The organism is Clostridium sp. AM34-9AC (assembly GCF_003480225.1).
GTDB classification, from domain to species: Bacteria; Bacillota; Clostridia; order Lachnospirales; family Lachnospiraceae; genus Acetatifactor; species Acetatifactor acetigignens.
In genome coordinates this window covers 84,177-99,843 of the sequence record NZ_QUIU01000002.1, presented here as the reverse complement: position 1 = coordinate 99,843, position 15,667 = coordinate 84,177, and the positions used below count along the sequence as shown (strand labels likewise).

The 15,667-nt window shown below is 40.4% G+C and carries 13 protein-coding genes; 2 read left to right on the top strand and 11 right to left on the bottom strand.

Going from position 1 to position 15,667, the window contains the following annotated elements:
* Nucleotides 1–245: 245 nt before the first annotated feature.
* Both DW835_RS01530 and DW835_RS01525 read left to right on the top strand, forming a co-directional pair.
* Nucleotides 246–1,169, top strand: coding sequence for a LicD family protein (locus DW835_RS01530; RefSeq protein WP_117464617.1), 924 nt, complete (start codon nucleotides 246–248; stop codon nucleotides 1,167–1,169).
* The gene (locus DW835_RS01525) at nucleotides 1,100–2,098 is read left to right on the top strand and encodes a LicD family protein (protein ID WP_147353687.1); all 999 of its coding nucleotides are present in this window, start codon (nucleotides 1,100–1,102) and stop codon (nucleotides 2,096–2,098) included. Before DW835_RS01530 ends, DW835_RS01525 begins: the two co-directional genes overlap by 70 nt.
* Before the next feature lie 106 nt (nucleotides 2,099–2,204).
* On the opposite strand, the gene DW835_RS01520 is transcribed toward DW835_RS01525, so the two are convergent.
* The 11 genes from DW835_RS01520 to DW835_RS01470 form a co-directional block, all read right to left on the bottom strand.
* Nucleotides 2,205–3,023: a flagellin gene (locus tag DW835_RS01520; protein ID WP_118730549.1), complete on the bottom strand. Its 819-nt coding sequence runs from the start codon at nucleotides 3,021–3,023 to the stop codon at nucleotides 2,205–2,207.
* Between the two features lie 296 nt (nucleotides 3,024–3,319).
* Complete coding sequence (locus DW835_RS01515) at nucleotides 3,320–3,844, bottom strand: hypothetical protein (protein WP_118730548.1); 525 nt, start codon at nucleotides 3,842–3,844, stop codon at nucleotides 3,320–3,322.
* A 377-nt stretch (nucleotides 3,845–4,221) separates the two neighbouring features.
* Complete coding sequence (locus DW835_RS01510) at nucleotides 4,222–5,445, bottom strand: ATP-binding protein (protein WP_118730547.1); 1,224 nt, start codon at nucleotides 5,443–5,445, stop codon at nucleotides 4,222–4,224.
* Between the two features lie 192 nt (nucleotides 5,446–5,637).
* Nucleotides 5,638–6,111 (bottom strand): flagellar protein FliT, encoded by a 474-nt coding sequence (locus DW835_RS01505; RefSeq protein ID WP_117464620.1) that lies wholly within the window; start codon nucleotides 6,109–6,111, stop codon nucleotides 5,638–5,640.
* Nucleotides 6,111–6,497, bottom strand: a complete 387-nt coding sequence (gene fliS / locus DW835_RS01500; protein ID WP_118730546.1) for a flagellar export chaperone FliS — start codon at nucleotides 6,495–6,497, stop codon at nucleotides 6,111–6,113. The genes DW835_RS01505 and fliS overlap by 1 nt, the downstream gene beginning before the upstream one ends.
* Before the next feature lies 1 nt (nucleotide 6,498).
* On the bottom strand, nucleotides 6,499–8,637 hold the full coding sequence (fliD, locus tag DW835_RS01495) for a flagellar filament capping protein FliD (protein ID WP_118730545.1): 2,139 nt from the start codon (nucleotides 8,635–8,637) through the stop codon (nucleotides 6,499–6,501).
* Nucleotides 8,638–8,663: 26 nt separating this feature from the next.
* On the bottom strand, nucleotides 8,664–9,116 hold the full coding sequence (locus tag DW835_RS01490) for a flagellar protein FlaG (RefSeq protein WP_117464624.1): 453 nt from the start codon (nucleotides 9,114–9,116) through the stop codon (nucleotides 8,664–8,666).
* A 122-nt stretch (nucleotides 9,117–9,238) separates the two neighbouring features.
* On the bottom strand, nucleotides 9,239–10,441 hold the full coding sequence (locus tag DW835_RS01485) for a Wadjet anti-phage system protein JetD domain-containing protein (protein WP_118537415.1): 1,203 nt from the start codon (nucleotides 10,439–10,441) through the stop codon (nucleotides 9,239–9,241).
* Nucleotides 10,428–13,670, bottom strand: coding sequence for an SbcC/MukB-like Walker B domain-containing protein (locus DW835_RS01480; protein WP_182430197.1), 3,243 nt, complete (start codon nucleotides 13,668–13,670; stop codon nucleotides 10,428–10,430). The genes DW835_RS01485 and DW835_RS01480 overlap by 14 nt, the downstream gene beginning before the upstream one ends.
* On the bottom strand, nucleotides 13,639–14,235 hold the full coding sequence (locus DW835_RS01475; protein WP_243037003.1) for a DUF4194 domain-containing protein: 597 nt from the start codon (nucleotides 14,233–14,235) through the stop codon (nucleotides 13,639–13,641). The genes DW835_RS01480 and DW835_RS01475 overlap by 32 nt, the downstream gene beginning before the upstream one ends.
* 19 nt (nucleotides 14,236–14,254) lie before the next feature.
* A complete protein-coding gene (locus DW835_RS01470) occupies nucleotides 14,255–15,640 on the bottom strand; it encodes a Wadjet anti-phage system protein JetA family protein (protein WP_117464629.1) in 1,386 nt (461 codons plus the stop codon).
* Nucleotides 15,641–15,667: the final 27 nt, after the last annotated feature.

Here is a 15,667-nt window from a genome sequence, read left to right as displayed (position 1 = left end):
AAAAAACGCCCAAAATCTGATGATTCATGTCAATTCAGAAACAATTCTGAATAATGACCTGTTTTCTCTCCTTATATAGCGGAAAGTTATCCACAGGAATTGATAAAATCATTTATCAATCACCTATAAGCCCTGTCATTATTTTCTTTTTCTATTTTGCATTTTTTATCCATCTTTCTCTATCTTTTTATGCTCAGATATGCTATGCTTGATTTGATTTTAACGATACGAGAAAGGGCTTTTGTATGGCTAATTTTCCCCCCAATTATTTTCAAGGTGAAATCCGTGACGATTTTTATATTGAACCTATGATGAAATGCGCCTGGGCCGCTGAGATCGAGGTATTGGAAGTTGTTGCCGAGATATGTAATCGTCACGACATCCAATATTTTGCTGACTATGGCACACTTCTCGGTGCCGTCCGCCACAAGGGATTTATTCCCTGGGATGATGATATGGATATTTCCATGTTACGAAGCGATTATGAGCGTTTTTTGAAAATCGCTCCTGCAGAATTGCCGGAAGGGTGGCAACTTTTGAGCATTCATAACAATCCTTTTCATCATCAGCTCCATGCAATTATCCGTAACGGTTTAAAAATAAACTATTCTCCTGAATATCTCAACCGTTTCCACGGATGTCCCTACTCTGTTGGATTAGATCTTTTTCCGCTAGATGTTCTTGCTCCAACTGTCGAGGAGGATCACATGATATGTGAATTGTTACGGATTTTGGTATATACTGCTCAAATATCGGAAGATAATCTCCAACAGGCGCTTTCTCTACTACCGGATATTGAAACTTTATGTCATATTACTTTGGATCCTACGCAAAAACTGAAACCTCAGCTTATGAGGGCTGCAGATTATGTCTGCCAGATCTATAATACTAGTGGTGGAACAGACATTTCCCATTATGCCACCCATGCTAACAGTGGAGCAAAATTGCGCCTTAAAGCTGAATGGTATCAGGACCGTATTGTACTTCCCTTTGAGACGATTACCGTAACAGCACCTGCCGGATATGATGAGATTCTCAAAGTAAATTATGGGAATTATATGACTCCTGTTCGTGGTACTCAGACTCATGACTACCCTTTTTGGAAGAAACAGGAGCGGATACTGGCGGAATGCCTCATGGAACAAAACAATACAAAGGAGAACAAATAACTATGTTAACATTTGACGATTCCTACTTTTTAGGAGAAACCAGGGAAGGTTTTTATATTGAGCCCATGATGAAATGTGTATGGGCAGCACAGTTAGAAGTCATGTGTGTCATTCAACAGATTTGTGAAAAGTATAATATTCCCTATTTTGCATATTATGGTACTTTACTGGGAGCCGTACGTCATCAAGGGTTTATACCTTGGGACGATGATACCGATATTTGTATGCTACGTGAAGACTATCAACGCTTTTTAAAAGTAGCGCCTCTAGAGCTTACCGGAGAGTATCATATCAACAGTCCTTATAGTGAAGAAAGCTATAACTATGTCTTTTCACGTATTTTGAATGCCACCAGTATTTCTTATAATTACTCGCGGTTATCTCAATTCCACCGTTGTCCCTACATTATCGGGGTTGATATTTTTCCTCTTGATACCGTGACAACGAATCCGGATGAAGAATCTATTCTGTATCAACTGATTCATATCCTGATTTCCGCTGTAAACCAATATGATGACAAACCAGAAGAGGTCATATCGATGATTCCAGACTTGGAAAAACTATGCAACATTAAATTAGATACCAGTCGCTGCATCAAGAATCAGTTATTGCGCATAGCTGATTCATTATGTCAGATATACAATGGATCCAACTCCTCTTTCATCTCTTATATACCTGAAGATTCGCAAAAGGATATTCGTCTACAGCGCGAATGGTTTAATACCTATGATTATCTTCCTTTTGAGAATATTCTGATACCGGTTCCTAAACAATATGACGACATACTCACTGCCTTATATGGTGACTATATGACTCCCATACAGAACTGCGCAGGGCACGATTATCCTTTTTACAAAAAGCAGACTAACGCAATGACTAAATATATTACGCAAACTATTATGGATGGTAAAAAACCTTTCATCTTCTGATTCTCATGCGTTGACAAAAAACTGACAGCCTATGATTTTTATAATCATAGGCTGTCGATTTTTACTGTTCTGTTAAATAATACTAAAAATAAAACTATTTCTGTCACTACTGCAGTAAAGAAAGTACTCCCTGGTTTGCCTGATTAGACTGGGCCAACATAGCCTGACCTGCCTGTGCCAGGATATTATTGTTAGAATACTTAACCATCTCTGTAGCCATATCAGTGTCACGAATCTGAGACTCTGCTGCCTGCGTATTCTCCACAACGTTATTCAGATTGTTGATGGTATGCTCTAATCTATTCTGGATAGCACCTAAATTTGATCTCTGGTTATTTAAAGAAGTAATTGCAGTTTTAATGTCATCAATCGCTCCTTTTGCATCGCCTTGAGAACCTACGTCTATCGTAGCTACTGCAAGACCGGTAGAATCCATCTTTTCAATTGTCACTTTAATCTGATTGCCTGCTGCAGACTCAGCACCTACCTGAAGCTCTACACTTGAAAATGTTCCATCTAACAAAGCTTTCTGATTGAAAGTAGTCGTAGTCGCCACACGGTCAATCTCAGTAATCAGGTTAGCTACCTCCGCCTGGATATAATTCTTATCCTCGTCTTGATTGGTACCATTTGCGGACTTAACTGCCAGTTCATTCATTCTCTGCAGCATATCATGAACTTCGTTCAGAGCACCTTCAGCGGTCTGTACTGCCGAGATACCATCCTGAGCATTAGCAGAAGCCTGAGTCAGACCTCTTACCTGACGACGCATTTTCTCGGAAATTGCAAGTCCTGCTGCATCATCTGCTGCTCTGTTGATCTTGTAACCGGATGATAATTTCTCAGTAGATTTCGACTGAGTCTTGGTGGTGAGACCTAACATTCTGTTAGAGTTCATAGCTGTAAGATTGTGTTGTACTACCATAATATATTCCTCCTTGAATTGACGAGCACTTCCCTGCGCTCCGTTGTTTGCTTTGGCAATGTCTGCTCCGGGCTCGCACTTCCCTTTACTCTCATCGCCATTGTCTTCCCTCTCTCCGGCGTGCGAAACCTTTGATTGGAAGAAGTTGTTAGGTAAGCATTTGTTTTATTTGCTTTACTTGATAAGTATATCGGAGAGGATTTTTAAAACTTAACCCCTTTTTACAAAAAATGTTGACTTTTTTATTTTGATAAGATATATTATATAAAAAGGAAGCAGTTTTTACCACTTGTTTACTATGTATTCTTGAGTGGGGTACTTGCTTCCTTTTTTATTTCCACCAAATCATATAAATACAATTTTCCGTCTTGTGTCCTATTTACTACCAGCCTCCCCATGTAAACATCATATTCTTCTGTCTTTCTATTGTTATCATAAACTGGTAGCGCAAATCTGACCGTATAATAGTTCCAGCCACCTTTTGCGTCTTTCTTATGTTTACTCTTCTTATTTTCACTATGTATTTTATTGGCAGCTGATTCTACCAGTTCTCGGATTCCTTGTGCTGCATTTGCCTTGGCTTTTGCCCGTGCTCCCCTTATATGTTCTGAATACTTTGAGCCCGTATACTCATCTGCGAATTTAGTTCCTATTTCTATTTTTTCTTTCGTTTGTTTATTCTCAATTATTTCACCAAGGTACTTCTTTAGGTATTCTTTTACTGCATCCCAGTCAATGTCCTGTTTATTCCAAAATATAATATCCGGTATTATAACAATAGCATTACCTTGTTCATCTCTTACTACTTTTACTTCGCTCATATGTTTTCCTTTCAGTATTACTCTTTCCAATCAGAAAGTATTTTTATCATTCTATTACCTTCTCATCCAGTGAAATCAATGGTGATACACCTAAAAATTTTTTTGATTTGAATTAAGATTTGGTCTGTCTGCCAGAATTGAAATTCTGTGAATTTACAATAGCATATTGTTACCGATAAATCAATCATAATTTGTGCAGTACGCCCTGACTACTCTGATTGGCCTGGGTCAGCATGGATTGTCCTGCCTGGGCATTAATCCCCTCAATTGCCAAAGTAAATTCCGGTCGATCTATCCCCAAAGCTGAAGTTACTTCGGCAAATTCTCAAGCGGAAGTTACATATGTCCCTGTCTGATATTCAGGCAGGGACTTTATTTTAGATTATCCAGACCGGTACGATATAATTGTCTCTGTCAATCGCACTAAGTCCCGGTTTCATGCAGATAACTGCGCCCTTCGCACGAGGCGTTGATGCCTTGTCGAGTAATTCAAATACCTTTACCAGCTCTGTTCCGGGATTTGCAGTTTTCTTAATCTCAATCGGATTCAATATTCCATCATGTTCCAGGACAATATCAATCTCCCTGGCATCTTTATCACGATAATAGTACAAATACGGCTCTTTTCCACAATTCAGGTAGGTTTTCCGAATTTCCGCGACCACGTAATTTTCCAAAATGGCCCCGTTCATAGCACCGCATTCTAACGTTTCCGCACTGCTCCATTTCGTCAGATAACACACCAGACCCGTATCGTAGAAATACAGTTTGGGCGTTTTCGCAAGGCGCTTCAACAAATTATTAGAATACGGATGAAGATAAAAAATAATTCCCAGCGTTTCCAGAATTGTCAGCCAATCCTTCGCCTGCGTCTGATTGATATCTGCATCTCTGGCAATCTCTGCTGCATTAACCATCTGCCCACATCTTGCTGCCACCGCAGTAATAAACCGAAGGAACTTAAGCGAATCTATGGCATCCGATAATTCTCTTACATCCCGCTCAATATAAGTAGACAGATAACTGCTGTAAAAAAGCTGACTGTTACTGTTAATACCGCTTACGATCGCAGGCATGGAGCCTTGATAAATCCGTTCAAAGATCTCTCTTGTATCAGCTTGCTCTCTCTCTTTCTGCCTCTCGTTTAAATCCTCCAGATCTACCGTAAACGGTTTCATCGTTCCTCCGGATATCTCTGCCTGTGACAGGGATGTAAGTGAAAGTACTGCCACTCTTCCTGCCAGTGACTCCTGTACTCCCTGCATCAATTTGAACACCTGTGATCCCGTAAGCCAAAATGCTCCCGGCTCATGGTTTTTATCTACATTTATCTTGATATAAGTAAACAGTTCCGGTGCATATTGAACCTCATCAATCAATACAGGTGGTTTATGCAGTTGCAGAAACAGTTCCGGATCGGTCTTTGCAATATTTCTTTCGTTCAAATCATCCAGTGTTACATATCCCCGCTCCGTTCCCTCCATCAGTTTTTGGAGCATTGTCGTCTTTCCTACCTGTCTCGGTCCCGTTACCAGGAGTACCGGATATTCCCTGGTTACCTGTCTTACTACATTCTCCAGATTTCTTTTGATATAACTCATAAAAGTCCCTCTTTCGGCTAATCTTTTTTATGATTATATTTTAGCCGGATTGTTTTAAAATATCAAGCATTTTTCGGCCAATCTATACTCTGATTATATTTTAGCCGAAACCACATTTTTATTCTATCACATTGATTCCGTCATAAAAAAGGGAAGCCGATATCTCTATCTGCTTCCCTTTATCCGTTGTATTTATTGTTTATTGTCGTACATCTGGGGCGGTACATATCCGGCGCCGCTCATGCTCTTGTAGTAGTCAAAGGCGCTCTTGGCACTCTTGCGTCTCTGGCCGATTCCGGCACGTTCTCTGGCGAAATAATTCTCGACCAGTTTCTTGTTCCGGGCTTCCTGTGCCTGTACGGACACGCTGAGTTCTGTCACTTTGGCTACCTTGGCCTGCATTTCCTTGATCTGTGCTGCGTAGCGCTGTCTGTTGCCCTCCAGCTCTTTTGCCAGCTTTTCATACAGAATTTCAAAGCCGTCATCCAGGCGTACCACTTCATCGATCAGGTGCTGTTTCTCCTCCACGGCAGCATCGAACTGACGGATATCCACCTTCTCTGCGGAAAAAACTTCCTCCTGGCGCTTATTATATTCCTGAATCTTCTGTAATACCTCCAGCTTCCGATCCAGGCTCTCGGACAATATCGTCAGCTGACTTTCCATCAGATAGCCCCTTTCTCACGGTTGATGCGCATGACTTCCTTCCAGTTATCTCTTACGGAATGAAGATGCATATTGACCTCTTCCAGGATTTCCTTATCCTTTTTTACGTTGGCCTCCAGCAATCTTTTGGACAGATAATCATAGATATTGATGAAATCCTGTGCTACGGGATATTTCGTATCCAGGGTAGACTGCAGGTATCCGATGATATTCTGTACCTTACGGATATTATTATGTGCCTTCTCAACATCTTTTTCTTCTATTGCCACTTCTGCAATATTGCAGAACTTAATGGCACCTTCATAGAGCATCAGTGTCAGTTCCGCGGGGGAAGCTGTCAACACTTTACTGTTATTGTACTGCGCATAGGCATTAGGTAACGCCATATCATGATCCTCCTAGCAAACTTGTCACCGCACTGGAATTACTCTGCAGCTTTGCAAGAGCCGTCTCCATCTTGGAGAACTTGGAATACCATTTATCCTCGTAATCGTTCAGCTTCTCTTCCAGCTCGGATATTTTCGTCTTGTAATCATTATAGTCCGAAGTCATCTTTTTGTCATCATAAAAACTTCCATAAGAACGATATCCGTCTACAGATTTGGACAGATCACTCATTTTGGTATATAAGTTTTTAGACAGAGAAGAGAAGAAAGCGATTACCGTATCGGGATCATTACTGATCATGCTCTTCAGCACATCCGATTTACCGGAGGTATTGGCATCATCCGGATCACCTGCAATGTGATAAGCATTTTTCTCATTGTCCGGTGCCTCAAAGTAACCCAGGGTCTCAACACCGAAATCACTGAGGTACATAGTCTTGCCGTTCACGTCCACGCTGCCGGACATAATACTCTTCAATGCAGAACTGATGGTAGACAAGTTACTATCTCTGCGAAGCAGAGCATCCTTGATCTTGGTCTCGTATTTCTCTACCTCAGAGTCAGACATAGAATCTTTCTCATCATCTGTCAGGGGTTCATACCCTTTGGCAGAATCCGCATTGTACAGTTTGTCCATCTCATTGATGATGGAATTGTACTCCTTCAGGAAGTTCTTCACCATATCATAGATGCCATCTACATCATCTTCGGTAGTAACAGTGATATCCTCACCGTCTTTCGTCTCACTGAGCGCAGTGAAAGTCAAGCCGTTGATTTCGAAGACATTGCTGTTGCCGGTGAATTCCGCACCATTTAATGTAATCTTGGCATCCTGACCACTGATTTTAGTAGCTCCGGTAGCCGTATAGGTTCCGTTATTGATGGATGTTACAACATCGGACGCGTATTTTGCCTGAGACAGATAGCTGTTATTTACCTGGTCCTTCAATGTCTGTGTGGCTTCTGCAGTATAAGTTGCATTACCGTCCGCATCGGTACCTTCTGTTACAGTAATATGCTTCTGTATATCTGCGATCTTTGTATCTGCATCGGTGATACTCTTCTGTGCGCTTTTCAGAGACTGGGCATCCGCCTTCTTTTCAGACAATGTCTTAATCTTCTCATTCAGCGTATCCAGTTCCTTCTGTGCAGTATCTTTTTCATCACCATCTGTCAGATTCTTGATCTTTTCTTCCAGCTCTGTCTTCTCTTTCTGCTTTGCTTCCAACTGTTTCGTATAGTTTTCTACAGTATCCAGGCTGGAATCCTTATATTTTTCATTGATCTCATCGATCTTCTTCTGTGCATCACTCTTAGTGCTGAGCAGAGACTTATACTGCTCCAGATAACTGCTTACTTTGGATTCAATATCCTTTGTGATACGGCCATCCTTGTTAATATTTGCAAGAGTAGCTGCATCATCTCCGCTTACATAGAAAGCCGCATACTCCTTATATCTGTCCAGTGTTGCCTGATCCCCCTTATCGCCGATCAGACTTGCCTTCAGTCCCAATGCTGACAGCGCTGCGTCACCGGTGCTGTCCGATGCGGTAATACTGAAGTCATTGTCTCGCCCGGATGCGGAGGCACTGACGAAGAATCTCTGGTTCTTCGCATCAAAGCTGGCATTGACACCTGCTTCCTTGATCTTATTCAGCACATCGGAAATGGTACTGTCACCATTTACCGTAATATCCACACTCTTTCCACCCGCAGTGATATTGAAGGTACCTTCTCCGGTCACTCCCAGTTCGCTTAATTTAGATGCAGCAGTCAGACTTCCCCCATCGGCAGCCTTGATCTGTGCGCCGGTGAGATAACCGGTCTTGGCCAGCTTGTTGATCTGCAGGGACTGTACTCCCTTGACGGCATTTTCACCGGTGATCACGCTGACTGCATTACTGTTGGATACTTTTGTGGTCCTCTTGCTGTAAGAAGACGTAAAACGCATATTAGCGATATATTTTGCCTGCAGATTTTTCAGTTTAGTATTTAATTCTTTCCAGGCATCCTGCTTCCACTGCAGTTTGGTCTGTGCCTTTTTTGCATCATCCACCTTGGTCTGTTTGGCAGATACCAGTTCCTTAATGATAGTCTCTGTGTCCATACCGGACATCAGACCTGACATTCTCATTGCCATAATGTGTTCCTCCTGATTCTTACTTCTTATCTCTTCTCATCTACCAGGATACCGGCTAATTCCCACACTTTGGCGATCATGTCCAGGGTCTTCTCGGGAGGAAGTTCCTTGATCACTTTCTTGGTATCCTTATCTATGATCTTGATGGTTACGCGGTTGGTTGCCTCATGAATGCCGAAGACCGCTTCGGAATGAGACATCATGCTCTTGTTCAGCTTCTCTACCGCTTTCTTGATCTGCTCATTGGTCACATGCTGTTGCTGCTCCCCATTGGGATCGGCAGAGGTATTGCTCTGCTCCTTGCCCTGAGCATTCTCAACGACTGCTGTCGTCTGATCGATCTTGTCTATTGGCTTTACATTGGCAGAATTGTATTCAGAGGCGTTTTCCTCTGTGGTCACTTTTGTAGTCGCATTCTTGACAGCGGACGTGTTCTGTGCCTGCACTGTCATGAGACTGGAAATCGGTTCTATGGTCATAATGGTCACCTCCGTGTGATAAAAAGCGCCTTCCGTGGGCGCACGACCTTGCTTCTCTAAAGATTGTATCGGTAAATTCTCCTGAAAAATTAATAGGTGCTGCAAAAATTTCACGACACCATCTATTCAATAATGCATTCCTGCTCTAATTTTATATTTTTCTCCAGCATATATCGGATAACCTCGCTGAATTCCTTTTCTTCTCCTAATTTCTCCAGACGTTTTTTATCTGTTTCTGTCAATTTTTTTCCATATTGTGAATATTGTTTCAGCGTATCCAGATCCATACGGAAGCTTTCAAATGGAATTTCTGTTTTTTTACGTAAATCCAGAAAAATAAGAAATCCTCCGGCATCTATGTCCCCAAAATGATAATATTTTGCAGCAGGAATTGCATCATAAATCTTTTGGAGCAGTTTTCTTCGTACCCTGTTATGGTATCCTCCCAGGTAAACAAGGAGGCTGTTTTCCTCATGGTATCTGAAAAAAGAAGTAAGGTTTTCAACAGTTATTACCTTCTGTATTCTGCTGAAATCCGAGAAACGAATGTTTTCAATATCCTCTCCCGAAATTCCAATTCCCTGCTTTAAAAGGGACAAATTCATCTCCTCCCCTTCCACCAGCAGGCGCACATCTCCCTTAAAATACACAAAATCAGGGGTTTGATAAATTCCATATTCCGCCAATAGTTCCACTGCATCCATTTCCTTATATTCCTCATCGAACTGCCGAAACACTCTGATAATCCTGCTTTCTATCTGTTCAAAATATTTAGAATCCTGAAAATGTTGAATGGAGAACTCTCTGATATAACAAGGTGTTTTATTTTGTTCTACAGATACACATGCACGAAGAAATTTTTCTGTTTCCTGCAGATTTTCCAATGTTATGTATTCTTTTACCGACTTGTGGTTTTCCAGTCGTTCCAACAGATATCCTACAAAATTTACCGTGACCGGAGCATCTTCATTCAGATATTTTTGAAGAAAGACTCTGTTTTCTTCCTCCAGACCATGCTTTGGTTTTCTTCCTGTATACCGGTAAATTTCATCAATTTGATCCGCATTCATCCGAACCTTTTGTATGAAATGTCCCTGCTTATGGTCCTTCCAGATTACAGTTATCATATTTTTATTTTCCAGTGCATTCATCAAAATATGAATTTTTTCATATTCTGATGAACTCTCATCATAATATGCCGGTATAGATGTTCTCGTAAAACGAAACTCTATCTGTACCTTTCTCCTGTTCTCTCCAATTGACAACAGACTGTTTTCATAGGTATCCAGCAAATGATTTAAAACCATTCTGTCATACTGTACCATTTACATACCTCTCTGCATAACTGATTTTTTCATCTGTCATTACAAGTAATGTCTCCTCCACAAAGGGACTGATATACTGTATTTTATCCGGTGGTGCAGCAATCAATATCTGTAGCGGCAACCGCCGCAAAAATTCCAGAACTCCGCCTATTCTTTCATCATCCATATTATTAAACGCTTCATCAAAAAGCACAAGTCCCACTGCCTCTCCGCCAATATTGTTCTTATACAGCTGAACAAAAGATGCCGCTACGGTGACGTAAAAAGGTGTCTGTGTCTCACCACCGCTCTTTTCCTCACACACCTTTGAATATAAGGAATAGTTTCCATCGCTGTGTATAATGCGTATATCATAATCCATATAAGTACGATAATCCGTAAATTCATCCAGTGCTTTTGTACTATTGTCATTATCAAGTGCCAGCCGTTCGAACAGTTCTTCTATCACTACCTTATGATTCTCATGAAACAGTCCACTGAAAATAGACTCTCCCTGCATCGCATTAAAATCATCCATGATCATTTCATAATATTGACGGTATTTCTTACTCGGCATATACAGGAATTCATACTTTTCATTGCTGAACGTAATATCATTCAATGCCTTGTTTAATTCCTTAAATTCAGACTGGGCTGTCTTCATATTTTCCTGTAGCTTAGACAAAAACTGCTCTCTGAATTCTTCTTCCGCTGCGCTTCTGGCCGTCTCCACCTTATCCTCATACTGCAGCAGTTCTGAATTTTTCAGTTTCAAATACTCCGCTTCAAAATCCCGATATCCTTCCATCGAAGCAGGTGCACCAAAATCATGCGCTGTTTTATATTCCCTCATTACCTCTTTCATAGAGTCCGTTGCCTTATCAATCAGTGTCTGGTTTGCTTTTCTCCTTCGCAAATAATTATCTCTGAACTGTGCATAAGACTTACCCTCTGTCTGTTTCTCATATTCCTGTCTCCATATTGGCAATAAATCTGCAGCGTCTGCCCCAAGTTTTTCATAAAATAGTGCTTTTTCTACATGATTTGCCTGATTCTCTGCAATTTTCTGTTTTGTCAGGCTGATTCTTTCCTCCGTCTTACCGGCAGTTCTGTCTAAATTACTCCTTTTTACCGTCAGTTCCTCTAACATTTTTTCCAAGGTAGACAATTGCAGCTGTTTCATGATCATATTGGAATTTTTCTTCAATGTAGCAATGTTTTCTTTGCATTTGTCAATTTCCAGAGAAACCTGCCGCAAATCACCAATAACGTCCAAACGGTACTTAATATCTGTATCCTGATCCGTATTCAGTGGCTCCAGTACATATTCCAGTTGTTTCAGCCTGCTTTTCAAGTCCGCCAGCTGTTGCTTCAATTCCTCCCGCTTCTGTTTTGCCTGTTCCAGTTGTACCTTTATGGCATTCTGTCCAATGTATGGTGTTTCAAAAACGGATGGTTTAATAGCACTCGCTACGTTGTTCTGATACTTCATGCACTCTCTTGTGATTGATATCCTATAAGTTTTTAGTTCCCGATAATGCTCACACATATGAACTTTTCCGAGAATCATATTGACATAACGTTTTGCGTATTTATTTTTGGAAGACACTACGGTAGCCAGAGATCCTTCCGGTGCGGTATCATATTCTTCCAGATTCTGTGTGTTAATAAGGCCTACTCCATATGCTTTTTTCTCTTTTCGAAGCCTGTCATAAATTCCCAATGCAATATCAAAATTTTCAGGCTCCACCAGAATATAAAATCTCTGCGTGTTTAAATAACCTTCCACAGCATTTCTCCAGGATCCATCTGTAATCTCCAACATTTCACATAAAATACGCGGTTCCGGAGTCCGTCCGATACGTTGAAACTCTTCCTTAATTTCCATTCTTACACGTTCTACATCTTCAGAATACGAAAATTTTTTCTTCATTAACTGTTCAATTTTCTTGTCCAGTTCCTGCTTTTCATCGCTGATTTCGGCTTCCTTTGCTATCGTCTCTGCTTTTTTCTGTAGCACTTTATTTCGCATTAGATTTTTGTAGGAAATAGCCTGCAAAAGTGTGTCCTTTGTCTGCGCCAGATTCATATCATTGTCTGGCATGCACAAGTTTCGATAATAAAGTTTTATAGATGTGTCCACATCCTTTACTTCCAGCAATTTTTTCAACTGCATTCTGGCAGAGTCCATGCTTTCCTGAAGGCTTTCCCGCTCCTTCAGCAAATCTGTCTTTCTGTTCTCCAATAACTGCAGTCGCTTCTCCTGTTCGTCTTTTGCCAGAAAATCTTTATCTGTTGCAAGTTCCGCACGCAAATCATCTCTGATCTGTTGTTTTTCCATCTGTTCTTTTTTCACAGTCTGGATCTGACCGTTTTGTTCTTCCAACCGCAAAGTATCCGTCTGTATCTCAGCCTGCATCTTTTCTATTTCTTCCAGGATAAGATCCGCTTCTACTCTCGCAAGATAATATCCATATTGCTTATCCTTCTGTAATCCATCCGCTGCCTGGGCATGTAAGGAATTGATTTTTTCCAACCTCTCGATACGAATTTTTACGTTTTCCAGTGTACGCTGTAAATCTTGATAAGTCCGGACATTTTCACGTAATACATCAATATTGACTTCCTTCTCATCCAATACATAGGAATACACAAAATCTTTAATATCATCAATCGGTCGAAAAGCCAGAGCCTTGGGAATCAGCCGGAAAAATTTATCTTCGATTCGTCCAAAGCGGTTTTTGATCATTGATCTTGCTTCTTTATCTGTAGTACACCATTGTTTTATTTTAGAACTATTCATTGTCCGAAACTGATTGATAGACTTTGGCGCTTTTCCTTGAAAAAACATAGAGTCCTCGAATCGTACTCCGTCCATCAAATATCTTGCCGTTTTTTCCTGTCCCTCCGAAGCAGAGTCTACCACGGCACCGATCACAAAATATTTATCCTTTTTCTCTTCATAAAATTCCAGTGCAACATGTGCACTGATCTCTCCTGTCCGTTCATAAGGTTTATTTTCTCTTCCGGTCTTACAGCGAATATACCCGGTCAGTTTTCTTTTCCCGTTTTCATGAGCTGCCTTATTAAAATAATTGGTTGAACAAATAATCACGAACTGAATAGCGTCCAAAAGAGTGGATTTTCCAGCTCCGTTTTCTCCGGAAATCAGTGTAGATTTTTCAAGATCTATTGTTGCATTAACAAAGCGATGCCAGTTAATCAATTTCACTCTCGTCAGTTTCTTCACTGTTTTTTCCTCCTCTTTTGTAAATTTCCAGCTTTTCATAAGCTGCCTTAATATCTTCCACGCGAACAGCCATCAGAATAGAGTCAAAGATAATAATCCGGGATTCTTCCTCCGTAAGGCTGGTATCCAATATCTCTATGATCTGAAACCTTTTCAATGTACTGATTGCATTGCGAAAAGTTGTCTTGTCTATCATTTTCTCTCTGATCTTCAGGCTTAAGAATTTTTCATGAATATCCCCCACATTTACAATTACTTCCTCTGTAGTAGAAAGTTCCCTTCTCTTTTCATCATATAAAATTCTGAGAATTAACAAGAGAACCGATTCAAACAGTTTCATATTGTAGCGGTTATAGTTTTGTGGATTGGTTAACTGAACCACACCATATTCTTCATTAATTTCCAAACGGTAGCCCAATAGTGCAAAACATTCCGCAAATTTTTCCTTGTATTTTGTTACAAAATAATAATCTAATCTGGTTGTTTCATTTCTTTTACATAAAAAGCAGGAACTTAGCAGCCGGTTACATATCCGTGAGAAATTATCCCTGTCTTTCTGCAACATTCCGTTTAAAATATCCATCCTACTTTTGTACCTTCTTTCGTATTGTAAAATCCGTAAATTGGTAACCTTCCTTCTGTATGGTCTCTCTTACACTCACTACATACTTCATGTTTTTTCTCTGACCGTACAATCGAACATAAATCATCTTCACGAAATCATCCGTAGTATCTAACGGTAACTCCGAAGCTAACATTTCCGGTCTTTCTCCAAGCTGTTTTTCTACATATCCATCTATTTTCTCCGGGTTCAGGACTCTTGCCAGCTTTTCAAGCATTTTCCTTTTCTTCTCATTCCTGAGTTCAGTGTCCGGTTCCTCCTGTTGGATGATTTCCGGTTCAAATGTTTTCTTTCCTTCAATCGGAGTATAAAAAGATTTCTCATCTATAACTGCTGAACTGTATATCCGGATCAGATCATCCAAAAATTCAATCCTGTAAATTCCACCAAGATCCATGTTTTCCCGATTGATTTTCTCATTCATTTCAGAAAGAATATCCTTGATCTGCCCCCTGACATCCTCGCCGCCAATCAGATAAAACTTGGCACGATTGATAGCTGCCCTCTGATATTGCGTATTTTTACGATTGATTTCTGCCAGGATTTCATCCATATTCTGAAAAGCATCTATGACCTGATGAATATAATGATAGACCAGTTCTTCTGCTTCTTCCGGCGCAATTTCCCGAATGGAAGCCAGTTCCGCACCTGCTTTTTCCACATAAGCCTTACTATGGCTTTTACTTTCCAGTCTCTCTATAATCTCCGGTCGGAATTTAGAGACATTATCTGAAGTGAGCAATCGATGATATGCTTTGTCTACAATATTTTCTATGTAATCGTTGAATAAAACATCCATAATTTCCGCCGGAGTCTTATACTTTGTCAGTTCATCAATATAATGCTTGATTCCGGAACTCAGGTTTTTCAGACCGGTAATCAACATATCTGTATTTTCCACAATTGACAAAAGAACGATTCCCGGATTGTCCGTTGTACCTCGCACCAGGCTATATATAGTGTAAATATATCCCTGATATTCGATTTGCTTACCTTCTGCAATTTCCAACAATGTCTTTATAATCTTGACGGCATATTCCTTAAAATTAACTCTTTGTACATAACTTTTATCTGTCTCGATGTCTATCCATCCATAATTTTCCAGTTTTCGCAACATCCAGTTTGCCTTATCTCTTGCATTTTTTCCCTGGAATTCTTCTTCATCAAAATCCGCTGCCTGGGTCTGTTCAAAATAATATTGCAGTTCCTCCACCACAACATCTCTGTCCACTCCAAAGGAAAGCTGATGATCCATGACGGAAAATAACTTGCAGATACATTCCCAATATACTAATTTATTCGGAGATGCCAACGGTACAAAAAAACGTTCATCTATAATATGAAACACACGTAATCCCTCTTTATTTATGCTTTG

Bases quoted from the DNA above. Each gene is read 5' to 3' on its own strand.
- DW835_RS01530 (WP_117464617.1), top strand. From the start codon at position 246: ATGGCTAATTTTCCCCCCAATTATTTTCAAGGTGAAATCCGTGACGAT.
- DW835_RS01520 (WP_118730549.1), bottom strand. From the start codon at position 3,023: ATGGTAGTACAACACAATCTTACAGCTATGAACTCTAACAGAATGTTA.
- DW835_RS01515 (WP_118730548.1), bottom strand. From the start codon at position 3,844: ATGAGCGAAGTAAAAGTAGTAAGAGATGAACAAGGTAATGCTATTGTT.
- DW835_RS01510 (WP_118730547.1), bottom strand. From the start codon at position 5,445: ATGAGTTATATCAAAAGAAATCTGGAGAATGTAGTAAGACAGGTAACC.
- DW835_RS01505 (WP_117464620.1), bottom strand. From the start codon at position 6,111: ATGGAAAGTCAGCTGACGATATTGTCCGAGAGCCTGGATCGGAAGCTG.
- fliS (WP_118730546.1), bottom strand. From the start codon at position 6,497: ATGGCGTTACCTAATGCCTATGCGCAGTACAATAACAGTAAAGTGTTG.
- fliD (WP_118730545.1), bottom strand. From the start codon at position 8,637: ATGGCAATGAGAATGTCAGGTCTGATGTCCGGTATGGACACAGAGACT.
- DW835_RS01490 (WP_117464624.1), bottom strand. From the start codon at position 9,116: ATGACCATAGAACCGATTTCCAGTCTCATGACAGTGCAGGCACAGAAC.
- DW835_RS01485 (WP_118537415.1), bottom strand. From the start codon at position 10,441: ATGGTACAGTATGACAGAATGGTTTTAAATCATTTGCTGGATACCTAT.
- DW835_RS01475 (WP_243037003.1), bottom strand. From the start codon at position 14,235: ATGTTGCAGAAAGACAGGGATAATTTCTCACGGATATGTAACCGGCTG.